The following is a 23,686-nucleotide window of genomic DNA, read 5'->3' on the forward strand; positions in this document are numbered from 1 at the left end:
CCGGGTGACCCTCTCACGCACCAAGGCCCTCACCGCGGCGGCCCTCCTGGCGGCGGGCGCGCTCGGCGCGGTCGCCGCGCCCCCGGCCGGCGGAGCCGCCGCCGCGCCGACCGCGGGCGGGCGCGGCGTCGCCCTGATCACCGGGGACGTCGTCCGGTACGGGGCGGCGCGCGGCGGCGCGGTCGTCGAGCGGAGCCGTCCCGGGATCGGCTACCGGGTGACCCGGACGGGCTCGGACGTCTACGTCGTCCCGAGCGACGCGCAGCGGCTCGTCGCCTCGGGCGCCGTGGACCGGGAGCTGTTCAACGTCTCGCGGCTCGTCTCCGAGGGGTACGGCGACACCGCCACGCCGCTGCCCGTGATCGTCGACTACCGGGCGAAGGGCCGCGACGCCACGGCGGGCGCCCTGAAGGCGCGCGCCACCGGCCTGCCGGGCGGACGGCCCGCCCGGGTGCTGGACGGCCTGGACGCCGTCGCGTTCCGCGTGGACCGCGGCGAGCGCGGGGCCGCCTGGTCGGGGCTCGTCGCGCACGGGACGCTGCGGGCGGGCGCCCGGCGGCTGATCCTGGACGCCCGGGTGCGCGCGACGCTCGACCAGAGCGTCCCGCAGATCGGCGCCCCGACCGCGTGGCAGGCCGGGTACGACGGGACCGGCGTCAGGATCGCCGTGCTGGACACCGGGATCCAGGCGCACCCCGACATCGACGGCACGCTCGCCGACCCGATCGACGAGAACACCCGCAGCTTCGTGGCGGGCGAGGACGACATCCTCGACCACAACGGCCACGGCACGCACGTCGCCGCGACCGCGCTCGGCCAGGGCCTCGGCGGCACGCCCGCCCGCAAGGGCGTCGCGCCGGGCGCGAAGCTGATCGCCGGGAAGGTCCTCGGCGCGAACGGGACGGGCCTGACCTCCGACGCGATCGCCGGGATGCGGTGGGCCGCGCAGGACCGGCACGCCGACGTGGTGAGCATGAGCCTCGGCACGCCCGAGGGGACGGCCGCCGCGCGGCTCATGGAGCAGACGGTGGACGAGCTGTCGGCGTCCACCGGCAGCCTGTTCGTCGTCGCGGCGGGCAACGAGGGCGAGGACGGCCCGCGCACGCTGGACTCGCCCGGCACCGCGGCGTCCGCGCTGACGGTCGGGGCGGTCGACAAGTCCGACAAGCTGGCGTGGTTCTCGTCGCGGGGGCCGCGCCGCAGGGACGACGGCGTGAAGCCCGACGTGTCCGCGCCCGGCGTCGGCATCGTCGCCGCCCGCGCCGAGGGGACCTCGGCGGGCACCCCGGTCGACGCGAACTACACCTCGATGAACGGCACGTCCATGGCGACGCCGCACGTCGCCGGGGCCGCCGCCATCATGAGGCAGCGCCGCCCCGGCTGGACGGCGGCGCAGATCAAGGCCGCACTCGTCGGGTCGTCCAAGGACATCGGCCGCAACGCCTACGAGACCGGCGCCGGGCGGATCCAGGTCGACAAGGCGATCGAGCAGACCGTCCTCGCGAGCCCCGCCGCGCTCGACTTCGGCCGTTCGGCGGCGGACGGCCCGGAGGCGCTCACCAAGACGCTGACCTACGCCAACACCGGCGCGGCCCCCGTGACGCTGGACCTGTCGGCGTCGTTCACCGGGCCGGACGGCGCGCCGCTGCCCTCGGGCGACGTGCGCCTGTCCACCGGGTCCCTCACCGTCCCGGCGGGCGGCAGCGCGCAGGCGAGCCTGACCGTCACCGCCGGCCCGCGCGGCCTGTACGCGGGCCGGGTCACCGCGACCGGCGGCGGGCGGACGGTGCGGACCGCCGCCGGGCTCCGCAAGTCCGGCCCCGACCGGACGGTCACGTTCAACGCGGTGGACGGCGCGGGCCAGCGGCTCGGCCAGGACGAGACGCTCACCGTCTTCTCGCTCGACGACCCGCTCGTCGACTGGGCCACGTACACCCTGAACGGCGGCGGCGCCCTCACCCTCCCCGAGGGCGCGTACGCGTTCAGCCTGATGGGGCCCGCCACCAACGAGCCCGCCCGCGACGGGATGGTCCCGAAGCGGCTGCTCGCCGTCCAGCCCGAGGTGCGCGTCGCGGGCGACACGACCGTGACGTTCGACGTGCGGGCGATGGACCCGGTCACGGTCAGCGCGCCCGAGCCCGGCCAGGAGGCGGTCGTCACGGACGCCTGGCACCGCGTCGCGGGCGACGGCCGCCGCTACGAGATCACCGAGTCGAACGCCGACCCGGCCGAGGTGTACGTGCTGCCGACGCCGCAGGTGACGAACGGCTCGTTCGCGCTCGGGCTCCAGACGCAGCTCGTCCGGCCGCAGGCGATCTTCGAGACCGGGCAGGTCCGCGCCGAGGCCCGCTACCAGGACATCGACCGGGAGGGGCCCGAGCACGGGCTGCCGAAGCTGGAGATGTTCCCGGCGGGCAAGAGCCAGGTCACGATGGTCGCGGCGGGCGACGGGAGCGCGGCGGAGCTGGCGAAGGCCCCCGTCCGGGGCAGCGTGGCGGTCGTCCAGCGGCCGACCGGCGACGCCGCGGCGGCGGCCGACCTCGGGCGGCGCCTCGCGGACGCCGGGGCGAAGGGCGCGGTCGTGTTCGACTCCCGCGACGGCTACGAGACCGCCCGAGACGGCCTCGCGGGCGGCGTGTCCCTGCCGGTCACCGGCGTGACGCGGGCGGACGGGCTCCGCCTGCTCCAGGCGATCGGCTCGGCGCCGGCGCAGGTGACGCTCGACAGCGCGCCGCGCTCGCCGTACGTCTACAACGCGGCGAAGTTCTGGAAGGGGCAGGTGCCGTCCGACCCGAGCATCAGCCTGCGCGCCGACAACGTCGTCGCGATCGACACGTCGTACCCGTCCTCGGGCACCGGGCTCTTCCGGCAGGCCAACATGGTCGCCCCGGCGGACGCCTACTTCGACCCGTACACCGTCGGCTACGGCTTCTGGGGGCCGGTGCGGCGCACCGAGTACTACCCCGCCGACCCGGACCTGCGCTGGCAGCGCGCCGTCCTGCCCGAGGGCTCCGCGCCCTGGTCGCGCTGGGACCGCTTCACCGAGCCGGGCCGGCGGCGCGAGACGCGGGGACGCGCGCCGTTCCGCCTCGGGCAGCTCGCCCGCACCGCCGAGCCCGACACCGTCGCGCAGGGCGGGCCCGGCCCGACGCCGCTGTTCCTGGCCCGGCGCGGCGACACCCTCTACCCGGCCCCGCACCTGGTGTCCGGCGACGGGCACGACGAGTACAACGGGCCCGTCGTCGGCGACATCGGCCAGTGGCCGGACGGCCGGGTCGTCACCAGCTCCCTGACCCGCGACGGGACCGCCGTGCCGTCCCGCGCGCAGGGCCCGATGACGGTCTACGACGTCCCGCAGGGGCGGGGCCGCTACGCGTTCCGCCTGGTGTACGACTCGGACCTGCCCGGTTTCGAGGGCTACAAGGTCGACACCACGTGGGGCTTCGACTCCGAGCGCCCGACCGGCCAGAACGTCCCGGCGGGCTACATCTGCGGCGTCTGGGGAACGGCCGGCAGCGGCGACTGCGAGGCCGCCCCCGCCGTCCTGCTCGACTACGACATCCCGCTCGACCTGAACGGCCGCGCGACCGCCCCCGCCCGCCTGCCCGTCACGATCGGCGCCCACCACCAGCCGGGCGCGCCCGCTCCAGCGCTCACGTCGGCGCGGATCTCGTTCTCGTACAACGGGACGCTCTGGCAGACGGTCACGGCCACCGCGAACCCCGACGGCACCTACACCGCCGCGCTGAACCTCGCCGCGCCCGACGCGTCGCACTCGACCGTCCACCTGCGCGTCCAGGCCGCGGACGCCGACGGCAACACCGTCGACCAGACGATCACGAAGGCCTTCACCACCCGGGCCCCGTGACCGGGAACGCCCGCCCCGGCAAGGGGGCGGGCGCTCCGGTCAGGCGCGTTCCGCGGCCTCGCCGTGCTCGCGGACGAGGACCTGGAGCTCGCCGAGCTGCCGGGCCGACAGCTCGCGCTCGGCTCCGTTGATGCCCATGGCGCCGAGGGACGTGCCGTCGGCGAGGTCGAGGGTGGGCCACGGCTCGCCCACGGTCATCGACACGTCCACGACCTCGGGCCAGGCGAACCGGCGGGTGCGGAACGCGTTGACGACCGTGATCCCCTCCCGGTCGGCGGCCACGCGGCAGCGCGCCAGCATGTGCAGCACCCACGCGACGGCCAGCCCGAACGCGACCATCAGCACCCGGTCGAACAGCTTGAACTGGGGCGCCACCACGACGGCGAGCACGGCCATGCCGACCACGATCACGCCCGCCGTCGCGTAGGCGACGGTCCGCGTGGTGCGCGGGCGCCACACCACCGGAAGCGCCGGGGGCTCAGTCAACGATCTTGGAGATGGGGATCTCGAGGATGTCGTGCGCCCCGGCCGCCTTCAGCGCGGGGATCAGCGTGTTGACGCCCCGCTTGGCGACCACGGACTCCACCGCGTTGTGCTCGCCGCCCGCCAGCGACGTCACCGTGGGCGACGACATCGACGGCATGATGTCGAGCACGGCCCGCAGGTCGGCCTGCGCGACGTTCAGCTTGAGCAGCACGTTGCCCCGCGCGCGGATCGCGCCCTGGAGCAGCAGCGCGATGTCCTCCATCGCGGCGCGCTTGTCGGCGTTCTCGTACGCCTCGCGGTTGGCGACCAGCTCGGTGTAGCTGGTGAGCAGCGTGTCGAGGATGCGCAGGCCGTTCTTGCGCAGCGACGAGCCGGTCTCGGTCAGGTCGACGATCGCGTCGACGATGTCGGGGACCTTCGCCTCCGTCGCCCCGTACGACGGGACGACCTTGGCCTTGACGCCGTGCCGCTCCAGGAACCGCTCGGTCATCGCGGGGAACTCGGTCGAGATCCGCACGCCCTCGGGCAGGTCGGACACCTTCTCCCAGGGCGCGTCGTTCGGCACGGCCATGATGACCCGCACCGGGTTGGACGTCGCCTTGGAGTACTGGAGCTCGCCGAGGCTGACCACGTCGGCGTCGGTCTCGGTGATCCAGTCGCGGCCGGTGATCCCGAGGTCGAAGAGCCCCTGCTCCAGATACGTGGGGATCTCCTGGGGCCGCAGCACGCGGACCCGGTCGATGCGCGGGTCGTCGATGGACGCCCGGTAGTCGCGGTCGGACGCGCGCCGGACGGTCAGGTCGGCGGCGTCGAAGAGCTGCGTGGTCGCCTTCTCCAGCGAACCCTTGGGCAGGACGAGAGACAGCACGGAGGAACCTTTCGATGGGATGTGCGTACGGGACGTCCGGGGCGGCTCAGAAGCCCAGATGCTCCGGAGCATGCCCGGCGTGACCGTGATGCCGCGGACCTCGCAGGGTCAGTGCCGCGTCGAGTCCGGCCACAGTCGCCTCCCATCCCTCATCGATGATCTCCGCCGTCCGGTGACGGCCACCCGAGAATCCTACGCGCTCCCCCGCCCCGCTCCGCCCCCGCCCCCGGAGCCCGTCCTCCCCGTCCAGTTGACCACTTCCGGCAATTCCCGCAAACGCCCCAACACACCGAACGGCCCTCTCATCTGATCATCATGTGGCCGGTACTCGACGTCCACGAGGACGCAAGCCTCCCCGGGGCCGCCGCCGACGCCCTGTTCACGGGCCTCGCCTCACACCACCGCGATGCCCGCTCCGGCTTCCTCGACGCGTTCGACCGCGTCAGCCGCCTCGCCGCCGAGGCCCCGAGCGCACCGCCACGGGTCCCCCCGCCGAGCGAAGGCGCACGCCCTGGAACGCCCGCCGAAGCACGCCCACCGGAACCCGCGGAGCACGGCGAGACCGGCCACGGCGACGGCCCGGAAACCCCGCGGTTCACCCCCGGGCGCTCGCCTCCCTCCGGGACATCGAGGCACGAGCCCAGGAGATCGCGAGCCGTTTCGGCGTCCGGGTGAACACAGCCCATCGGATCCTCTCGACGTCATGGGGTACTCGATCAACGACGGGAAAGGGCGCCTACCGCAAGGGCTCTACCTCAGCCGGCACCGCTTCGCCGACAAGGCGGCGACCGACGCGCTCGCCACGGAGCGGTCTGAGGCGGGCTGGACGGTCCCCAAAGGGATGACCGCCCGAGGAACGTTCTTCCATGAATTCGGCCACCGGATCGGCCAGCGCATCCTGGCGGATCCACGCCTGTGCGCGGAACTGGCGGCAGAACATCGCGGAGGGGTTCGCCGAGTGGCGGATGAACGCCGCCTCCCCGGCCGATCGCCATGGCCATCGGCCGGTTCATCGACGAACACTTCAAGGGACGATGATGATCACCGTTATACCGCCCGCGCGGATATGCGACTCCTGTGCCCGCCTACGGTTGATTGGGAATCCGGACTGCGACCCTGACAACAGTCAAGATCTCTTCGATATAGGCTTCACCTATTACTGCGCCGCGTTTCCCGACGTCATTCCCCGCGATATCGACAGAGGCGGCTTCGATCATCGGTTGCCCTATCCGGGAGACCGGGGCGTGCGCTTCGAATTGGCGGAGGGCAAGCACGACAGCCTGGCGGGGTTCGAGGAGGAGGTACCACGGGAGCAGCGGGAACGGGACGTCGGCGAGGGCCCGCGGACCTGGCGCCGGGAGATCGCCCGGCTACGTCGACGGCGGCTGGCCATGGTGGAGGCGTTGGCCGACGCTCCGCAGCTCATGGTCCCGGGACGCGCCGACGGCGAGCCGGTGCAGTGGGACCTTGAGGACGCCGTCATGCTGGCCGTTTCGACCGGGGGGCCGCTCTCGCTCGACTTGACGGCGGAGGACGGCTTTTCGGCGTGGCTGCCCATCTCCATGGCGGGGCTCGCCGAAAAAGCGCCGGAAGGGGCGGCCCTGTATATCGACGAGAAAGGGCCGCTCGTCCCGTACATCGATCTGCACACGGTCGATGTCCCCCTCCTGACCGCCGCGCGGGAGCACTTCCGTGGTGAACGCGGCCTCGGCTCGCTTCTGGAGCGGTTCCGCGACGCGGCGGTCTACCACGTGGCCGGGGCAGACCGCCGACGGCGCGTCTTCAGCTCCCGCCTGGCGTTGCTGACGGCAGAAGGGGACGTTCCCTGGACCACCGCGACCGGGCACGACCTGATGGACGCGCTGCCCGGCGGCCGTGTCGTCGTGCTGGATCCGGGGCGGTCCCACGCGGTGGAGCTGGGCGGTTAGGGCGCGGTGCGGAGGCGGGCGAGGGTGAGGGCGGTGTCGAGGGCGGCGACGGTGGCCTCCCAGCCCTTGTCCTCGTGGCTGTCGGGCAGGCCCGCGCGGTCGAGGGCCTGCGCCTCGTCGTCGCAGGTCAGGACGCCGTTGCCGACCGGGGTCGCCTCGTCGAGCGAGACCCGGGTGACGCCGGCGGTGACCGAGTCGCAGACGTAGTCGAAGTGCGCGGTGGCGCCGCGGATGACGGCGCCGAGGCACACGACCGCGTCGAGGTCGCGGGCGAGCTGCTGCGCGACGACCGGGAGCTCCAGCGCGCCCGCGACGCGGACGGTCACCGGGTCGTCGATCCCGCACGCCTTCGCGGCGTCGAGGGCGCGTTCGAGGAGCCGGTCGGTGATCCGCCCGTGCCAGCGGGTGCAGACGACGCCGAGGGTGAGGCCGGAGGCGTCGACGGTGCGGTCCTCCGGGCGTCCGGCCCCGCTCATGACAGTCCCCCGATCCGGTGCCCGAGGCGGTCGCGCTTGACCGTCAGGTAGCGGCGGTTGTGCTCGGTGACGACGGTGGGCATCTCCACCCTGCCGAGGACGCCGATGCCGAAGCCGTCCAGGCCGCTCAGCTTGGCCGGGTTGTTGGTGAGGACGCGGACGGAGCGCACCCCGAGGTCGCGCAGCATGTGCGCGGCGTTGGAGTACTCGCGCGCGTCGGCGGGGAGCCCGAGTTCGAGGTTGGCGTCGACGGTGTCGGAGCCGGTGTCCTGGAGGGCGTACGCGCGGAGCTTCGCGAGCAGGCCGATGCCGCGGCCCTCGTGGCCGCGCAGGTAGAGGATCACGCCGCGGCCCTCGGCGGCGATCCGCTCCATGGCCGCGTCGAGCTGGGTGCCGCAGTCGCAGCGCTCGGAGTGCAGGACGTCGCCGGTGAGGCACTCCGAGTGCGCCCGGACGAGGACGTCCTCGCCGTCGCCGAGGTCGCCGAGGACGAGCGCCACGTGCTCGCCGCCGTCGATCGCGCTGGAGAAGCCCACGGCGCGCCACATCCCGTAGCGGTTGGGCAGGCGGGTCTCCACGACGCGTTCCACCATCGGCTCGACGCGCTTGCGGTACGCGACGAGCTGCTCGATCGAGACCAGCTTGAGGCCGTGCTCCTTGGCGAACACCTGGAGCTCGGGCAGCCGGGCCATGGTGCCGTCCTCGTTGACGACCTCGGCGAGGACGCCGGAGGGGTGCAGGCCGGCGAGGCGGGCGAGGTCGACGGCGGCCTCGGTGTGGCCGCGGCGGCGCAGCACGCCGCCCTCGTGGTAGCGCAGGGGGAAGATGTGGCCGGGCCGGACGAGCTCGTACGGCTCGGTCGCCGAGTCGCAGAGCGTGCGGATCGTCGCCGCCCGGTCGGCCGCGGAGATCCCGGTGCTGACGCCGTCGCGGGCGTCCACGCTGACCGTGTACGCGGTGCGCATCCGCTCGGTGTTCTGCGCGGTCATCAGGGGGATGTGCAGCCGGTCGAGGTCGGCGCCCTCCATCGGGACGCAGATCACGCCGCTGGTGTAGCGGATCGTGAAGGTGAGGAGCTCGGGGGTCGCCTTCGCGGCGGCGAAGATGATGTCGCCCTCGTTCTCGCGGTCCTCGTCGTCGACCACGACGACGGGCCGCCCGGCCGCGATGTCGGCGACCGCCTCCTCGATGGGATCGAAGATCCCGCTGTCGTTCGCTTCCGCGTCGTTGCCACTCATGTGGTCACCGCCTTGCCGGATGGGGTTGGGACGTTGCGCGCCCGGGACTCCCGCAGCCAGCCGCGGAAGCCGAACATGACCATGACGAAGAAGGCGCCGTAGACGGCGCCGGAGACGTACAGCCCGGACTGGAACGCCAGGGGGACGCCGACCAGGTCGACCAGGACCCACAGGATCCAGAACTCGACCAGCGCGCGGCTCTGCGCGAACGTCGCGACCGCGCTGCCGACGAAGATGTAGGCGTTCGCCCAGGGGGACCAGGCGACCTTCAGCCATTCCAGGTGGACGAAGAGCTGCGCGACCACGACGGTGCCGGCGGCGAGGGCCAGAAGCAGGACCACGCGCTCGCGTGCGGTCGCGCGCCGCACGAGGAGGCCGTGCTCCGCGCGCCTGCCGCGCGACCACATGATCCAGCCGTACGCGGCGAGCACGCAGAACAGGATCTGCTTGAACGCGTTGCCCGGGACGTGGGCGTGCGCGGACGCGGCCAGCAGGAGCAGCGCGCCGACGAGCTGCACCGGCCACGTCCACAGGGTCTTGCGCATGGCGAGCCCCACGACGGCGAGCGACAGCGCGTTGCCGACGAGGTCGGTCCACAGCACGTGCTCGCCGAACAGCGAGAAGCCCGCCCCGAGCCAGCCCATCAGCTCGCCGCCGCGCCCGTGCGGTCGGCGATCAGGCGCTCGACGTACTTGGCGACGACGTCGACCTCCAGGTTGACCGGGTCGCCGGGCTTCTTGCGGCCGAGGGTGGTGAGGGCGAGGGTGGTCGGGATGAGCGCGACGGTGAACCGGTCGGCGCCGGCCTCCACGACCGTGAGGCTGATGCCGTCCACGGTGATGGAGCCCTTGTCGACCACGTAGCGGCTCAGGTGCGCGGGCAGGGACACCGTGACGACGTCCCACCGCTCGCCGGGGTCGCGGGCGAGGATCTCGCCGACGCCGTCGACGTGGCCCTGCACGAGGTGGCCGCCGAGGCGGTCCTGGAGCCGTACGGGGCGTTCGAGGTTGACCTTGGAGCCCGCCGCGAGGGAGCCGAGGCTCGACCTGTCGAGGGTCTCCTTGACGGCGTCGGCGGTGAACGACCCGTCCTCGACGTCCACGACCGTGAGGCAGACGCCGTTGACGGCGATCGACGCGCCGTGCGCGGCGTCCCCGCTGACGACCGGGCCGCGGATCCTGACCTTGACCGAGTCGCCGTCGGGCTCGATCGCCTCGATCTCGCCGAGCTCCTCGACGATGCCGGTGAACATCTCCCGGGCCTCCTTCGCTCGATGCGAACGGCTCCGGGGGACGTGCGGTCGTACAGAGCGCCCCCGACGCGCGGGGGCGCACAGCGCGCTGCCTCCCATCCGGACTTTCACCGTCGGTCCCGGAGTTCCACCGGGTCAACCGGCCGATGGCTTCGGCCGGGTCGCGGACTGTCACCGCCGGTTCGGAATTTCACCGACCCCGGAGCACGCGTTCACTGCTTGCCAACCAGTGTGCCATGCCGCGCATTCCCGGTCCCATGTGAGGATGCCCACGGCCGGATTTGGCCAACCAAGCGCTCGCTCGGGTTACCATGCCGCGCCCTGTCGTTCAATGTTCAACGATCTTGCGGGGCGGGTACGTCCGGATTCGTCCCCCCGCGCCGCGGGACGGCAGCTTCTCGGAGGCAGTCATGGACGTCGTCGCCCTCATCGCCCGCATCGTGTTCACCGCCATCTTCCTCGGCGCCGCGGTCGGCCACCTCACCGCCACCGAGGCCATGGCCGGCTACGCCGCCGGCAAGAAGCTGCCGCAGCCCGCCCTGGCCGTGCGGGCCTCCGGCGTCTACTGCGCGGTCGCCTCGGTCCTGCTGATCCTCGGCGTCTGGCCCGATCTGGCCGCGCTCGCGCTGGTGCCGTTCCTCCTCGTCACCGCGTTCGTCTTCCACGACTTCTGGCGGCAGGGCGGTCCGGAGGCGCGCCAGCAGGAGCAGCTCCAGTTCCTCAAGGACCTGTCCCTGGCCGGCGGCGCCCTGGCGCTGTTCGTCCTGTACGGCTCGGACGGCCACCCCGGCCTCAACCTGGTGGGCCCCCTGTTCGCCTGACCGGCCGCCCCCGCCCCGCGCCGCCGGAGCCCGTGGTGACCGCCATCCCCCGGCCCCGGCGGCGCGGCTAGTGTCGACGGGTGGCCTACCACCACGGCACTCTGCGCGCCGCCCTCATCCAAGCCGCCCTCGACCTGCTCGACGAGAACGGCCCCGACCGGCTGAGCGTCCGCGAGGCGGCGCGCCGGGCGGGCGTCTCCCCCGGCGCGCCGTTCCGCCACTTCGCCGACCGCGGGGCCCTGATGAACGCGGTGGCGGCGGTCGTGCTCGACGACTTCCGGCAGCACCAGCGCCGCACCCTCGCCGAGATCGCCGACCGGCCCGCCATGTGGGCGTTCGGCCTCGGCTTCGTCCGGTACGCCACGCGGCACCCGCACCGCTTCGAGCTGATCCGCGGAACGATCTACAGCGGCGCCCCGCCCGAGGAGCTGAGGCCGCACGTGGACGCGGTCGAGGAGCTGGCCGCCGCCGCGATCGCCACCGGGCAGGACGCCGGCGAGCTGCGCCCGGGTGACCCGGCCATCGTCCACCTGGCCGGCCACGCCCTGGTCTACGGGCTGTCGCAGATGATCGTGGACGGGTTCGTCCCGGCCGAGCGGGCCGAGGCGCTCGCGGCCCGGGTGCTGGACACGTTCGGGATGGGGGTCGCGGAGTTCAAGGGGGATTGACCGCGCCACCGTCCGCTGATGTAATCGCTGATTACATCAGCGGGAGGCGCCATGCGGTTCAGAGACCCCATCTCCGGAACGATCACGATCGACGTCGATCCAGACCGCGCGTACGGCGTGCTCTGCGATCCTCCGCGCATGGCCGAGTTCGCGGAGGAGACCGTTGCGGCCGACTGGCTCGGCGGGGCCACCCGGGCCGCCGTCGGCGCCCGCTTCCGCGGCGCCAACCGCCACGGCCGCCGCCTCTGGTACACCAGGTGCCGCGTCACCGACGCCGACCCGGACCGCCGCCGCTTCGCCTACGAGGTCGCGACCCCGTTCAAGGTGCCGATCTGCCGCTGGCAGTACGAGGTGGAGGACGCCCCGGACGGCGGCTGCGTCGTCACCGAGACGTGCTGGATCCGCGCGCCGGTGTGGTTCATCCCGTTCGCCATCCTGATCACCGGCGTCCTCGACCGCCCCGGCGCCAACAAGGCCCACATCGCCACGACCCTCGCCCGCCTGAAGGCCCACCTGGAGGCCGCCTGACCCGCCGCGCCCCGCGCGCACGCGCGGCGGGGCCGGGGCGGCGCGGGGGCGCGCCCTGGGCGGCGGGTCAGGTGGAGGAGCGGACGCGCAGTGCGCCGCGCTCGGCGCGGACGGCGGTGAGGTCGGGGACGACGAGGTCGGCGGCGGTGAGGGCGGACGCGGCGTGGCTCGTCGCCACGGCCAGCACCGTCGCCCCCGCCGCGTGCCCGGCCGCGATCCCGGCGGGCGCGTCCTCCACCACGACGCACGCGGCGGGGTCCACGCCGAGGCGGGACGCGGCGAGCAGGTAGCCGGACGGGTCGGGCTTGCCCTCGGTGACGTCCTCGGCGGTGACGACGACCTCGGGCAGCGGGATGCCCGCCGCGGCGGTGCGCGCCTGGAACTGGCCGCGGTCCATGGACGTCACGATCGCCCACGCGAGGCCGTCCATGGACAGCAGCAGGTCCTGGACGCCCGGCAGCGCGATGATCCCGCCGGTGTCGGCGGCCTCCAGCGCGTCGAGCTCCTCGGTGGCCTCGGCGACCCGTTCGGGGGCAGGAAGTCGGCGACGCGGTCGCTGGTGCGGCGGCCGTGCGCCCCGGCGAGGTACTCCTCGGGGTCGATGCCGTACCGCGGCGCCCACGCGCGGGCGGCCCGCTCCACGACCGGCGTCGAGTCGACGAGGGTGCCGTCGGTGTCGAACAGCACGGCGGCGCAGGGCAGCGCCGTCACCCCGCGGCCCGTTCGGCCTGGCCGCGGAGGCGGCGGACGGCCTCGGCCGGGTCGTCCGCGCCGTACACGGCGCTGCCCGCGACGAACACGTCGGCGCCCGCCTCGGCGCACCGCTCGATGGTCTCCGCGCTGACCCCGCCGTCCACCTGGAGCCAGACGGGGCGCTCGCCGATCAGCGCGCGGGCGCGGCGGACCTTCGGCAGCACGACGTCCAGGAAGCTCTGGCCCCCGAAGCCCGGCTCCACCGTCATCAGCAGCAGCATGTCGATCTCGCCGAGGAGGTCCTCGTACGGGTCGACGGGCGTGGCCGGGTTGATCCCGAGCCCGGCGCGGGCCCCGGCGGCGCGGATCGTGCGCAGCGTCCGGATCGGCGCCTTGCTGGCCTCGGCGTGGATCGTGACGCTGCCCGCGCCGGCCTCCGCGTACTGCGGCGCCCAGCGGTCGGGGTCCTCGATCATCAGATGGCAGTCCAGAGGCAGCGCGCTGTGCTTCAGCAGCGCCTGGACGACGGGCAGCCCGAGCGTCAGGTTGGGCACGAAGTGGTTGTCCATGACGTCGACGTGCACCCAGTCGGCGGCGTCGGCGATCAGCGCGACGTCGTCCGCGAGCCGGGCGAAGTCGGCGGACAGGATGCTGGGTGAGATCTGCGGAGAAGCCATGATGTGCCGAGTCTATTGCCGCAGCTCGACGCGTTCCTCACCCGGCCGGGTGAGCGCGCGGGTGGTCCGGCGGGCGAGCCGGAGCCGCACGAACGCCTCGGGCGCCCCCGCCGCCGTCCACAGCGCGAGCAGGGCCTGGACGGTGAACGCCTGGACGGGCCGGGTGCCGAGGAACAGCCCCGCCGTGTAGAGCGCGAACGCCCCGAGGGCGCCGACGGGCAGGCACGCGAGCCGCCGCCACAGGACGTCGGAGGGCCGGAACCAGCCGCGCCGGGCGAGGACCGACACCCCGGCGATGATGCCGAACAGCCCGCCGGAGGCCCCGGCGGCGTCGCCGAGCGTGACCGGCTGCGGCGTCCCGCCCGCGAGCGTGACCGCGCGCGCCCACGACGCGGGCCACGTCCACCCGGAGAGCGCGTCCACGGCCGCCCACGCGCCGCCGAGGAACGCGAGCGCGATCGCGAGCGCCATCGCGAGCTGCGCGGCGAGGGGCGCCCGCCGCCACGCCGGGACGACCACGGGCTCCAGCGCCACCGCCGCGACCAGCACGACCGCGCCGATCGCCCAGCCCGCCAGCACCTGCCCGGCCGAGTGGACGCCGAGGTACACGCGGGACGCCCCGATCAGCACGACCAGCGCCGCCGCGCCCGCCCACAAAACCCGCCGCCGCGTCAGCGTCGCGGCGAACCCCCACACGACCGCGGCGTTCTGCGCGTGGCCGGACGGCATCCCGAACGACTCGATCGGCTCCCGCCCGGTGACGGACGGGTCCGTCCAGTACGGCCGGGGCGCGTGGAACGCCAGCTTCAGCACCGTGTTGAGCGCGGCCCCGAGCACGAGCACGACCCCGAGCCTGGCCCCGGCGCGGGGGCTCACGCACCAGAACACGACCACCAGGAGCGGCAGGTAGAAGCCCGCGCTCCCGACGAACGACAGCGCGTGCATGAGGCCGGTGAGCACGGGGCACTCCACGGGTGAGCGTTTCCCAGCAGGACGTTCGAGGCTACTGAGCGGACATCCGGAGGACGTTCGCGCGACACGTAAAGGTTCCCCGGCGCGCGGGCGCGCCCCCTGCCGCGCGGTGTCCCGTGCGGGACGTCACGCCTTGCGGAGCAGCGCCAGGAACATCGCGTCGGTGCCGTGCCGGTGCGGCCAGAACTGCGCGTACGGGCCGTCGCCCACCCCGCTCAGCCCCGGCGCGACCGTCCTCAGCGCGGACGGCGCGTCGAGCCGTTCGACGCGGCCGCCGTCCCGGTCGCCGCCGCGCTCGCGGTCGTGCAGGACGTCGTCCACCACGACGCGCGTCTCGGCGAGGTGCGGCGAGCACGTGACGTACGCGACGACGCCGCCGGGACGGACCGCGTCGAGCGCCGACGCCAGCAGCGAGCGCTGGAGCGGACCGAGCTCCGCGACGGCCTGCGGGCCGCGCCGCCAGCGCGCCTCGGGGCGGCGGCGCAGCGCGCCGAGCCCCGTGCAGGGCACGTCGAGCAGGATCCGGTCGAACGATCCGGGCCGCCACGCCGGGGCGGTCCCGTCCGCGACGACCACGCCCGCGCGGCCGTCCACGGCGCGGCCGACGAGCCCGGCGCGGTGCGGCTGGACGTCGGCGGCGAGGAGCCGCGCGCCCCGTTCGGTCGCGACGGCCGACAGCAGCCCCGCCTTGCCGCCGGGGCCCGCGCACAGGTCGGCCCATCGCGCGTCGGCGCCGTCCAGGGGCGCGGCGGCGAGGGCGAGGGCGACGAGCTGGCTGGCCTCGTCCTGCACGGCGGCGCGTCCGTCGCGGACCGCGGCGACGGCCGCCGGGTCGCCGTCGGGCAGGACGGCGGCGTACGGCGAGTACGGCGCGGGTTCGGCGCCCGCCTCGTACAGCTCCTCCAGCGCGGCGCGGCCGGGACGGGCGACGAGGGTGACGCGGGGACGGGCGTTGTCGGCGGCGAGCAGGCCGGCGATCTCGTCCCGGTCGGGGCCGAGCGCGTCGCGCATCGCGGAGACGATCCACTTCGGGTGGCTGTGCGCGATCGACAGGCGGGTGGTCTCGTCGGCGTCGCCCGGCGCGACGATGGCGAGCCAGCCGTCCAGGTCGCGGGTGGTGACCTTGCGGAGCACCGCGTTGGCGAACTTGGCCTGCCCCGGCCCGCTGACCGAGCGGGCCAGCTCGACGGCGGTGCCGACGGCGGCGTGCGGCGGGATGCGGGTGGCGAGGATCTGGTGGGCGCCGAGCCGCAGCACGTCGAGCAGCGGCGCGTCGATCCGGCGCAGCTCGCGGTCGCTGCACAGCGCGAGCACCGCGTCGTACGTGCCGCGCCCGCGCAGCGTGCCGTAGGTGAGCTCGGTGGCGAGCGCCGCGTCGCGCCCGGTCAGGCCGCGGTCGCGGAGCCGGGACGGCAGCAGCAGGTTCGCGTACGCGTCGCGGGTCTCCACCGCCCGGATCACGTCGAACGCCGTGCGGCGGACGAGGTCCTGGGGTCGTCCGGTGTTGCGCGGCCCGCCGGGCCTGCGGTTGCGGTGGTCGCCGCGGCGTCTGGAGGTGGGCGGCATCAGTGCAGCGCGTCCTTACCGGTGAGGTCGAGGCCGCGGACCCAGTCGGCGGCGGCCATGCGGCGCTTGCCCTGCGGCTGGACCTCGCCCAGCGCGACGGGCTGGGAGGCGGTGCCGACGAGCACCTCGCCCTTCCCGGCCCGGATCTCCCCCGGTGACAGCTCTCCGGACGGCGGCTCGCCCTCGGCGAGGCGCACGGGGCCGAGCTTGACGCGGACGTCCCGGAACATCGTCCACGCGCCCGGCGCGGGCGTGCAGGCGCGGACCAGCCGGTCGACGTGCCGCGCCGGCGCCTGCCAGTCGACGCGCGCGTCGTCCGGCGTCAGCTTGGCGGCGTGCGACACGCCCTCCTGCGGCTGCGGGCGGGCCTCCAGCACGCCCTCCTCGATGCCGTTCATCGTGTCGACGAGCAGCGAGGCGCCCGCGACGGCGAGCCGCCCGAGCAGGTCGCCGGTGGTGTCGGTCGGGAGGATCGGCTCGGTCAGCACGCCGTAGACCGGGCCGGTGTCGAGGCCCTCCTCGATCTGGAACGTCGCGGCGCCCGTCACGTCGTCGCCGTGCAGGATCGCGCGCTGCACGGGCGCCGCGCCGCGCCAGGCGGGCAGCAGCGAGAAGTGCAGGTTGACCCAGCCGTGCGCGGGGATGTCGAGCGCCTCGCGGGGCAGCAGCGCCCCGTACGCGACGACGGGGCAGCAGTCGGGGGCGATCGCGCGGAGCCGGTCGAGGAACTCGGGGTCGCGGGCCTTGGCGGGCTTGAGGACCTCGACCCCGGCCTCGGCCGCGCGCTCGGCGACGGGGCTGGCGGCGAGCCTGCGGCCCCGCCCCGCGGGCGCGTCGGGCCGGGTGACGACGGCCGCGACCTCGTGCGAGGACGCCAGCAGCGCCTCCAGCGACGGGACGGACGTCTCGGGCGTGCCCGCGAAGACGAGCCTCATCTAAAGCGCCTTCCCGAACGTGCGGTGCGGCGACTCCTTGACCACGGGCGCGGGGTCGCCGAACCACTCGGCCTCGCGGATCGCCTTCATCGCGGCCTTGCGCTGCTCGGGGTCCATCCGGTCGATGAAGATGATGCCGTCCAGGTGGTCGGTCTCGTGCTGGACGCAGCGCGCGAGCAGGTGCGTGCCCTCCAGCGTGATCGGCTCGCCGTGCATGTTGAAGCCCTTGGCGACGGCCCGTACGGCGCGCGGCGTGGGGAACGCCAGGCCCGGCAGCGAGAGGCAGCCCTCGTCGTCGGTCTCCCGCTCGTCCGACAGGTCGAGGGTGGGGTTGACGACGTGGCCGAGCCGGTCGTCGACGTAGTAGGTGAACACCCGCAGGCCCACGCCGAGCTGCGGCGCGGCGAGCCCCGCCCCCGGCGCGTCGATCATCGTGTCGGTGAGGTCCTTGACGAGCTGCCGCAGTTCCTTGTCGAAGTCCTTGACGGGCTCGGCCGCGGTGCGCAGCACGGGGTCGCCGAAGAGGCGGATGGGCTTGACGGCCAACGAGGACTCCGTTCGTTCTCCTGATCGATCCCGCTCTGCCGGGCGGAACTGGCCTCCAGTTTACGGAGGTCCCGCGACCCGCCCGGCCCGCTGCGGCGGCGCGGGCGCCCGGCGGGCGTCCGGCGCGTGCCTCAGCCCGCGGGGCGCCCCGCCGCGCCCGCGGTCTGCGAGGCGCGCGAGCGGGCCTTGTAGGCGGCGGTGCGGGCGGCCTTGGCGACCGTACGGCGCGGATGGTGCTCGCCGAGCGCGTCCAGGACCTCGGCGACGGCGGGGTGGTCGGTGCGCCACATGCCGTCGACCATCGTGTCGAGGTCGGCGCCGGGCGGGCTGTCGGCGAGGGCGGCGGCGACCGCGTCGGCCGGGTCGGCGCTCTCCAGCATCCCGGCGACGGTGTCGACGAACACCCACAGGTACTCGTCGCGGGACAGCCCGCGGGCCGGCTCCCCCGCCGCGTTCAGCCACAGCACCGCGTACGGGGAGACGAGCGGGTGGTCCTGCGCGGCGCGGACCACGGGGGCGGCCTCCACGCCGATCCGGTGCAGGACGGCCGCGGCGAGGTTGCGGGCGCCCGCGCCGCCGGTGCGCATGACGTCGAGCAGGTCGGCGGCGGCGTCCTTCGCCTCGCGGGCGGCGAGCCAGCCGTCGATCTCGACGTCGGCGGTGTCGGGGCGGTGCCAGGCCAGGCCCTCGACCAGCGCCGTCGCCGGGGCCTCGGCGAGCTCGCCGACGACCGGCGCGGTGAACCCGTCGGCGAGCAGCAGCTCCCGGACGGCCCACACGCCGAGCGGGGTGAGCGCCGTGCCGGAACCGGCGTCCTCGACGACGCCCCACCGCGCGAGGTCGTCCAGCTCCAGGTCGAGGGCGTCCGCGACCGCGGTGGCGAGCGCGGTGCCGTCGGTGACCTCGTACGCCTCGGTGACGTGGTCGAGCAGGGTGGAGCGCAGCGCCGCGGCGGGCGTCGGCTCCTCCTGCTCGTACAGGTGGATGAGGACGCCGGTCAGCTCGTTCTGGACGAGCTCGATCGCGTCCAGGCCGTCCTGCGGGTCGTGCTCGGGGACGGCGGCGGCGTCGAACAGCCGGAGCCACCCGGCCAGCAGCTCCGCGTCGTGCTCGGGGTCCGCGGACTCCAGGACGGGCAGGGCGGGGCCGGGCGCGGCGGAGCCGCCCTCGGCGGCGATCACGCCGGCCTCGACGGCGGCCCACCAGAGCCGGTCGAGCTCGGGCAGGTCGGTCTGGTCCTCGACCTTCGCCGAACGGCGCGGGACGGGCAGGTCGAGCGCCGCGACGGCGGCCTCGGCGTCGGCGCCGGTCAGCTCGTCGTGCTCGTTCAGCGCACGCTCGCCCGTCCAGGCGGCGAGGGCGAGAACGTCGCGGGACAGCCCGGACGCCCGCGCCGCAGCGGCCAGCTCCGCCTCCGAGGCGAGGACCACGGGCGGGACGACCAGTTCCTCGGCGCGCCGCAGGTACTCCTCGGTGCGGGCGTAGCGCTCGTCCTCGGGCAGCGCCTCGAAATCGCGCACCCACTGCTCGGCCGCCTCCAGATCGTCGGCGGCGACGCCGTCGGCGAGCATCAGGCCGCCGACGACGTCGGCGGCGATCCGCCGCTCGCTGCTGTCGGCCGCGCCGACCACCTCGGCGAACGCGGGCGCGAGCCCGTCCAGCGCGGCGGCGAGCTCGGCGGCCCGCTCGCCGGTGACCGCTCCGGCGTCGCCGAGGAACGCGATCAGGTCGCCGACCGTCCCGAGGATGTCGGGGACCTCGTCCTCCCCGGCGACGACCGTCTCCGGGAACACGTCCAGCAGCAGCGTCTTGAGGGAGTCGGGAGTCAGCTCGTCCGGGCCGGCGAGGGCCATGTCCTCGCGGACGAGCTCCAGCAGGAGCAGCACGCCCGCCTCGTCCACGGGGCCGCCGCCGGGCGCGCCCGCGGCGCCGTCCCCGGCCCCGGCACGTCCGTCCGCCCAGCGCCGCAGGTCGTCCGCGATGGTCTCTGCCCAGTTGTCGGCCACGCGAGAACACTAGTGCTCAGATCAGTTCCAGGGGGTCGATCTGGACGCGTACGACGTCGGCGGCCTTGCGGGCGCTGCGGACACCCTGCGCCTCCTTCAGGGCGCGCGCGAGCTGGGCCCCCTGCGCGCGCGGTACGCGCACCAGCGCCCGCTCCCGCTCCGGGGCCTCCGCGTCCGTCCCGCCCGTTCCCCCGGGCCCGGCGGCCCCGGACGGGGCGGCGGGCGCGGCGATCGGAACGGGCCCGAGGATCTCGGCCTCCTCCGGGAGCCGGGCGTCGGCGAGCAGGTCGCGGATCGCGGCGGGCGTACCGGTGAGGGAGGCCATGCGGGCGGCGGGCGGGAAGCCGACCTCCCTGCGCTCGGCCAGCTCCCGTTCGGCGTACGTGATCGGGTCCCAGCGGATCAGCGCCTGGACGGGCGGCAGCGACCCGTCCGCGGCGACCACGACCGGGCCCGACGGCCGGACGAGCGCCGCGGCGTTCATCCAGCGCCGCAGCGTCTCCTCGCCCGCCCGCAGGTCGGCGCGGCCGAGCAGCACCCAGCCGTCCAGCAGCAGCGCCGCCGCGTAGCCGCCCTCGGCCGGGGGCTCCGCGCCGGGCGTCGCGACGACGAGGGCGCGCTCGGCGCCGAGCCGTTCGAGCACGGCGTCGCGCCCGGACGTCCGCACCGGGACGCCGGGGAACGCGCGGCCCAGCTCCTCGGCCGTCCGCTTCGCGCCGACCACGACCGCGCGCACCTGGAAGTGGCCGCACTCGGGGCAGTGCCAGTCGCCCGCGATCCGGCCGCACCACCGGCAGAACGGCGCGGCGTGCGACGAGGTCAGCGCCAGCGGCCCCTGGCACGCGCCGCACCGCGCCGGGCTCCGGCACCGCCCGCACGCGAGGCCCGGGACGTACCCGCGGCGCGGCACCTGCACGAGGACGGGCCCGTCCTTCAGCGCCTGCCGCGCCGTCTCGAACGCCAGGTGCGTCAGCCGGGCCGTGCGGGCGGCGGAGTCGCGCGACACCTCGGCGTCGTCGCCGACCGGCCGCACGCGCGGCATGGCCGCGCGGATCCGGGTCCGGTCGGCGACGAGCGCGTGCGCCCAGCCGGTCTCGACGAGCTGCGTCGCGTCGGTCGTCCGCGTGAACCCGCCGATCAGCGCCCCCGCGCCCGCGCGGTGCGCGCGCAGGGCCAGCACCTCGCGCGGGTGGGGGTACGGGGCGTGCGGCTCGGCGTGCACGTCGTCGCCGTCGTCCCACAGCACCACCAGGCCGAGGTCCGCGACCGGCGCGAACATCGCCGCGCGCGTCCCGACGACGGCCCGCGCCGTGCCGCGCCGGATCGCGAGCCAGCGCCGGTAGCGGACGGTCGGTCCCTGCGCCGCGGTGAGGGTGACGTGCCGCCCGTCGCCCAGCTCGTCCTTCAGCGCCGCGTCCACGCGGGCCACGTCGCGGCCGTCCGCCATGACGACGAGCGCGCCGCGCCCGCCGTCCAGCGTGGCCGCCACCGCGCGCGCGATGGCGGTCGTCCAGTCGGGGCCGGGAAGCGCCGTCCACACCGCGCGCGGGGCGCGTCCCTCACGGAGCGCGCCGAGGAACGAGGGTCCCGCCGGGTAGTGCGCCCACGGCCCCGGACTCTCCCCCGCCGGGCTCTCCTCGGGCGGCTCCGGTGGCGGCTCGGCCTCGACGCGCGCGTGGCGCGGCGGGATGGCCAGGCGGAGCACGTCGGCGAACGTCCCCGCGTAGCGGTCGGCGACCTCGCGGGCGAGGGCCGCGACGTCGGGCGCGAGAACGGGTTCGGGCGACGTCACCCGTTCGATGTACGACAGGCGGCCCTCGTGGTCGCTCTCCGGGACCCGTTCGAGCAGCAGGCCGTCCACGAGCTGACCTGCGAAGCGGACGCGGACCCGGCAGCCGGGCACCGCCTTGGCGTCCAGCTCCGTCGGCACCAGGTAGTCGAACGGGCGGTCGAGGTGCGGCAGGGACATGTCGACGGCGACGCGTGCGACGGGAAGCTCCGCGGCGGGCTCCCTCGTGCCTTTCCTCCGGCCCGATTTCCTGGCGCTCGGCTTCTTGGCCTGATTTTTACCCTGCGGTTTGTCCGAAACCTCGCCGGCGCCCCCCGGCGCCTCCCCGCCCGTCCCGCCTGCGGGGCCCCGGGGGAGATCGTCCAGCCCCGGGATCAGCTCCGCTCCCCCGCCCTCGTTCGCCACGTTCCCCGTCCTACCAGATCAGCGCGGTACGCCAGACCCGCACGCTAGGGTGTGATCCGGTTTGAAACACGGGGGCCGTTCCTGGGCCATAGCGCGATGCATCCAGCGCCCCCGCCATCCCTACAGCTCGCGCAGTCACCGTGACCACTGCACAGACTCCGGCACGCACGGACGCACCGATCCGGCCCGACCCGGACCGGACCCGGGCGTCACTCCGACGCGCCCGCTGGACCCGCTACCGGCACTGGGCGCATCCGCTGCACCCCATCATGGCGGCCACGCTCCTCGCGGCGGCGCTCCACCTGATCTGGGGCTTCTTCCTGTCCAACGAGGGCGGCGACCTCGCCGCGCAGACGGCCTGGACCAACTTCGCCGGCGAGCACCCCGGATCCGCCTACAGCATGGCGTGGTACGGCGGGATGCACCCCGCGTCCTACAGCGTCCTGTCGCCCTACCTGATGGCGTGGGCGGGCATCCGCACCACCGCCGTCGTGACGGGCACCCTGTCGGCGGCCGTCGCCGGATACCTGCTGACCCGCTTCCGGGTCCCCGCCGCGCTGCCCGCCGCGCTGTGGGCCGCGTTCGCCCTGTCGTGCAACTCCGCGTCCGGCCGCGTCACGTTCAGCCTCGGGCTGCTGTTCGCGCTCCTGGCGACCGTGGTGGCGTTCACCGCCCGGGGCACGCCCGCGCTGCGCGCCGCGGCGATGGTCGGGCTCGGGCTGCTCGCCACGCTCGCCAGCCCGGTCGCGGGCCTGTTCATCATGGTGCTCGCCGCCGCGCTGTTCCTGACCGGCCGCCGCCGCGCCGGCGTGGCGCTCGCCGTCGGCCCGCCCATCGTCGTGGGGACGACGACGCTGCTGTTCCCGTTCACCGGCGTGCAGCCGATCTCGCTCACCGCGATCGTGCTGCCCGCGATCACCAGCGTCATCGCGGTGCTGCTGTGCGCGCCGAAGCAGTGGGTGCTGATCCGCGTCGCCGCGGGCGTGTACCTGGCCGGGATCCTGCTGACCTGGCTGATCCCGTCCCCCGTCGGCAGCAACGTCGAACGGCTCGCGCTGCTGTTCGGCGGCATGATGCTGCTCGTCGCCGTCGCCCGCGCGCCCGGCCGCCTCCGGATCGGCGTGCTGTCGCTGGCGTTCATCGTCACCGCCGTCTGGCAGGTGGTGAAGCCGGTCGACGACCTCATCCACACCGAGCCCGCCGCCGAGGCCGCCGGGCACGCCCGCGGCCTCATCGCCGAGATGAAGGCGCAGGGCGCCGACAAGGGCCGCGTCGAGGTCGTCCCGCTGCGGTCGCACTGGGAGTCGTCCGGCCTCACCCGCGACTTCATCCTGGCGCGCGGCTGGAACCGGCAGGTCGACGCCGAACGGCACGAGATCTTCTACAAGGAGGGCGCGCTCACGCCCGCCTCCTACCGCGACTGGCTGCACAAGTGGGCCGTCCAGTACGTGGTGCTGCCCGAGCAGGAGACCGACTGGTCCGCCGGCGGCGAGGCCGACATCGTCCAGGGCGGCCAGCCGTGGCTGAAGCAGATCTGGCAGGACAGGTACTGGCGCCTCTACCGCGTCGCCGACCCGACCCCCCTCGTGGACAGCTCCGCCACCGTCGCGCGCATCGACTCCGACGAGCTGGTCGTCGACACGCGCGCGCGTGGGTCGGTCCTGCTCCGCATCGCCTACTCGCCCTGGCTGAGCGTCCGCGACGCGCGGGGCGAGCGGCAGGGCTGCCTGGCCGCCGAGGGCGACTTCGTCCGCATGAACGTCCCCGGGCCGGGCCGCTACCACATCGGCGCGCGCTACGGCCTGCCGCGCGGCACCCCCTGCGAAGGCTGAGCCGCCCCCGCGCCTCCGAACCGCCCGTGCGACGGCGTAGGCGCGGCTGAGAGGGACTCAGAGAGCCGAGGAACACCGAAGGGCCCCGGGACATCGTCCCGGGGCCCTTCTTCGCGTACACGCGCCCTACAG

At 74.9% G+C, this 23,686-nt stretch carries 21 protein-coding genes and 1 riboswitch; of the genes, 6 read left to right on the top strand and 15 right to left on the bottom strand.

What is annotated here, in order from left to right; genetic code table 11:
• Positions 1 to 4 precede the first annotated feature (4 nt).
• Positions 5 to 3,868 carry a S8 family serine peptidase gene (locus tag GEV43_RS01310; protein WP_160819141.1) on the top strand — a complete coding sequence of 1,288 codons (3,864 nt, stop codon included), beginning with the start codon at positions 5 to 7 and terminating at the stop codon, positions 3,866 to 3,868.
• Between the two features lie 39 nt (positions 3,869 to 3,907).
• Here the strand turns inward: GEV43_RS01310 and GEV43_RS01315 are convergent, their stop codons facing one another.
• Both GEV43_RS01315 and hisG read right to left on the bottom strand, forming a co-directional pair.
• Entirely contained in the window at positions 3,908 to 4,354 is a 447-nt protein-coding gene (locus tag GEV43_RS01315; RefSeq protein ID WP_241682732.1) for a PH domain-containing protein, read from the bottom strand.
• A complete protein-coding gene (gene hisG / locus GEV43_RS01320; protein ID WP_160819142.1) occupies positions 4,347 to 5,222 on the bottom strand; it encodes an ATP phosphoribosyltransferase in 876 nt (291 codons plus the stop codon). The genes GEV43_RS01315 and hisG overlap by 8 nt, the downstream gene beginning before the upstream one ends.
• A gap of 866 nt (positions 5,223 to 6,088) precedes the next feature.
• Between hisG and GEV43_RS46735 the strand changes: the two genes are divergently transcribed.
• Positions 6,089 to 7,150 carry an SseB family protein gene (locus tag GEV43_RS46735; RefSeq protein WP_164717127.1) on the top strand — a complete coding sequence of 354 codons (1,062 nt, stop codon included), beginning with the start codon at positions 6,089 to 6,091 and terminating at the stop codon, positions 7,148 to 7,150.
• On the opposite strand, the gene ribH is transcribed toward GEV43_RS46735, so the two are convergent.
• The 4 genes from ribH to GEV43_RS01345 are packed head-to-tail and all read right to left on the bottom strand — an operon-like array spanning position 7,147 to position 10,116.
• Complete coding sequence (gene ribH / locus GEV43_RS01330; protein ID WP_160819143.1) at positions 7,147 to 7,626, bottom strand: 6,7-dimethyl-8-ribityllumazine synthase; 480 nt, start codon at positions 7,624 to 7,626, stop codon at positions 7,147 to 7,149. The two genes, GEV43_RS46735 and ribH, sit on opposite strands and share 4 nt — an antisense overlap.
• Positions 7,623 to 8,864, bottom strand: coding sequence for a bifunctional 3,4-dihydroxy-2-butanone-4-phosphate synthase/GTP cyclohydrolase II (locus GEV43_RS01335; protein WP_160819144.1), 1,242 nt, complete (start codon positions 8,862 to 8,864; stop codon positions 7,623 to 7,625). Before GEV43_RS01335 ends, ribH begins: the two co-directional genes overlap by 4 nt.
• Positions 8,861 to 9,508, bottom strand: coding sequence for a nicotinamide mononucleotide transporter family protein (locus GEV43_RS01340; RefSeq protein WP_160819145.1), 648 nt, complete (start codon positions 9,506 to 9,508; stop codon positions 8,861 to 8,863). Before GEV43_RS01340 ends, GEV43_RS01335 begins: the two co-directional genes overlap by 4 nt.
• On the bottom strand, positions 9,508 to 10,116 hold the full coding sequence (locus tag GEV43_RS01345) for a riboflavin synthase (RefSeq protein WP_160819146.1): 609 nt from the start codon (positions 10,114 to 10,116) through the stop codon (positions 9,508 to 9,510). The genes GEV43_RS01340 and GEV43_RS01345 overlap by 1 nt, the downstream gene beginning before the upstream one ends.
• An 81-nt stretch (positions 10,117 to 10,197) precedes the next feature.
• Positions 10,198 to 10,328, bottom strand: a riboswitch (FMN riboswitch).
• Between the two features lie 198 nt (positions 10,329 to 10,526).
• On the opposite strand from GEV43_RS01345, the gene GEV43_RS01350 reads away from it, so the two are divergent.
• The 3 genes from GEV43_RS01350 (at position 10,527) to GEV43_RS01360 (ending at position 12,133) form a co-directional block, all read left to right on the top strand.
• Positions 10,527 to 10,937, top strand: coding sequence for a DoxX family protein (locus tag GEV43_RS01350; RefSeq protein WP_160819147.1), 411 nt, complete (start codon positions 10,527 to 10,529; stop codon positions 10,935 to 10,937).
• 80 nt (positions 10,938 to 11,017) lie between these two features.
• Positions 11,018 to 11,605, top strand: a complete 588-nt coding sequence (locus tag GEV43_RS01355) for a TetR/AcrR family transcriptional regulator (RefSeq protein ID WP_160819148.1) — start codon at positions 11,018 to 11,020, stop codon at positions 11,603 to 11,605.
• A gap of 51 nt (positions 11,606 to 11,656) precedes the next feature.
• Complete coding sequence (locus GEV43_RS01360; RefSeq protein ID WP_160819149.1) at positions 11,657 to 12,133, top strand: SRPBCC family protein; 477 nt, start codon at positions 11,657 to 11,659, stop codon at positions 12,131 to 12,133.
• Between the two features lie 67 nt (positions 12,134 to 12,200).
• Here GEV43_RS01360 and GEV43_RS49090 read toward each other — a convergent pair whose 3' ends face one another.
• From GEV43_RS49090 to GEV43_RS01400, 9 genes are all read right to left on the bottom strand, one after another.
• Entirely contained in the window at positions 12,201 to 12,626 is a 426-nt protein-coding gene (locus GEV43_RS49090; RefSeq protein WP_309239991.1) for an HAD-IA family hydrolase, read from the bottom strand.
• On the bottom strand, positions 12,536 to 12,844 hold the full coding sequence (locus tag GEV43_RS49095) for a hypothetical protein (protein WP_241684121.1): 309 nt from the start codon (positions 12,842 to 12,844) through the stop codon (positions 12,536 to 12,538). The genes GEV43_RS49090 and GEV43_RS49095 overlap by 91 nt, the downstream gene beginning before the upstream one ends.
• The gene (gene rpe / locus GEV43_RS01370; RefSeq protein ID WP_160819150.1) at positions 12,841 to 13,503 is read right to left on the bottom strand and encodes a ribulose-phosphate 3-epimerase; all 663 of its coding nucleotides are present in this window, start codon (positions 13,501 to 13,503) and stop codon (positions 12,841 to 12,843) included. Before rpe ends, GEV43_RS49095 begins: the two co-directional genes overlap by 4 nt.
• 12 nt (positions 13,504 to 13,515) lie before the next feature.
• Positions 13,516 to 14,463: a phosphatase PAP2 family protein gene (locus tag GEV43_RS01375; protein ID WP_160819151.1), complete on the bottom strand. Its 948-nt coding sequence runs from the start codon at positions 14,461 to 14,463 to the stop codon at positions 13,516 to 13,518.
• A gap of 138 nt (positions 14,464 to 14,601) precedes the next feature.
• Positions 14,602 to 16,041, bottom strand: coding sequence for an RsmB/NOP family class I SAM-dependent RNA methyltransferase (locus GEV43_RS01380; RefSeq protein ID WP_160819152.1), 1,440 nt, complete (start codon positions 16,039 to 16,041; stop codon positions 14,602 to 14,604).
• The gene (gene fmt, locus GEV43_RS01385; RefSeq protein ID WP_160819153.1) at positions 16,041 to 16,976 is read right to left on the bottom strand and encodes a methionyl-tRNA formyltransferase; all 936 of its coding nucleotides are present in this window, start codon (positions 16,974 to 16,976) and stop codon (positions 16,041 to 16,043) included. Before fmt ends, GEV43_RS01380 begins: the two co-directional genes overlap by 1 nt.
• Positions 16,977 to 17,522, bottom strand: coding sequence for a peptide deformylase (gene def / locus GEV43_RS01390; protein ID WP_160819154.1), 546 nt, complete (start codon positions 17,520 to 17,522; stop codon positions 16,977 to 16,979).
• Between the two features lie 131 nt (positions 17,523 to 17,653).
• Entirely contained in the window at positions 17,654 to 19,528 is a 1,875-nt protein-coding gene (locus GEV43_RS01395) for a hypothetical protein (protein WP_160819155.1), read from the bottom strand.
• Positions 19,529 to 19,544: 16 nt separating this feature from the next.
• Positions 19,545 to 21,722, bottom strand: a complete 2,178-nt coding sequence (locus tag GEV43_RS01400; protein ID WP_160819156.1) for a primosomal protein N' — start codon at positions 21,720 to 21,722, stop codon at positions 19,545 to 19,547.
• Positions 21,723 to 21,991: 269 nt separating this feature from the next.
• Here GEV43_RS01400 and GEV43_RS01405 point away from each other — a divergent pair, with 269 nt between their 5' ends.
• Positions 21,992 to 23,554, top strand: coding sequence for an MFS transporter (locus GEV43_RS01405; protein WP_175249958.1), 1,563 nt, complete (start codon positions 21,992 to 21,994; stop codon positions 23,552 to 23,554).
• Positions 23,555 to 23,686: the final 132 nt, after the last annotated feature.

Origin of the sequence: Actinomadura sp. J1-007 (genome assembly GCF_009793335.1) — a bacterium.
Taxonomy (GTDB): domain Bacteria; phylum Actinomycetota; class Actinomycetes; order Streptosporangiales; family Streptosporangiaceae; genus Spirillospora; species Spirillospora yumaensis.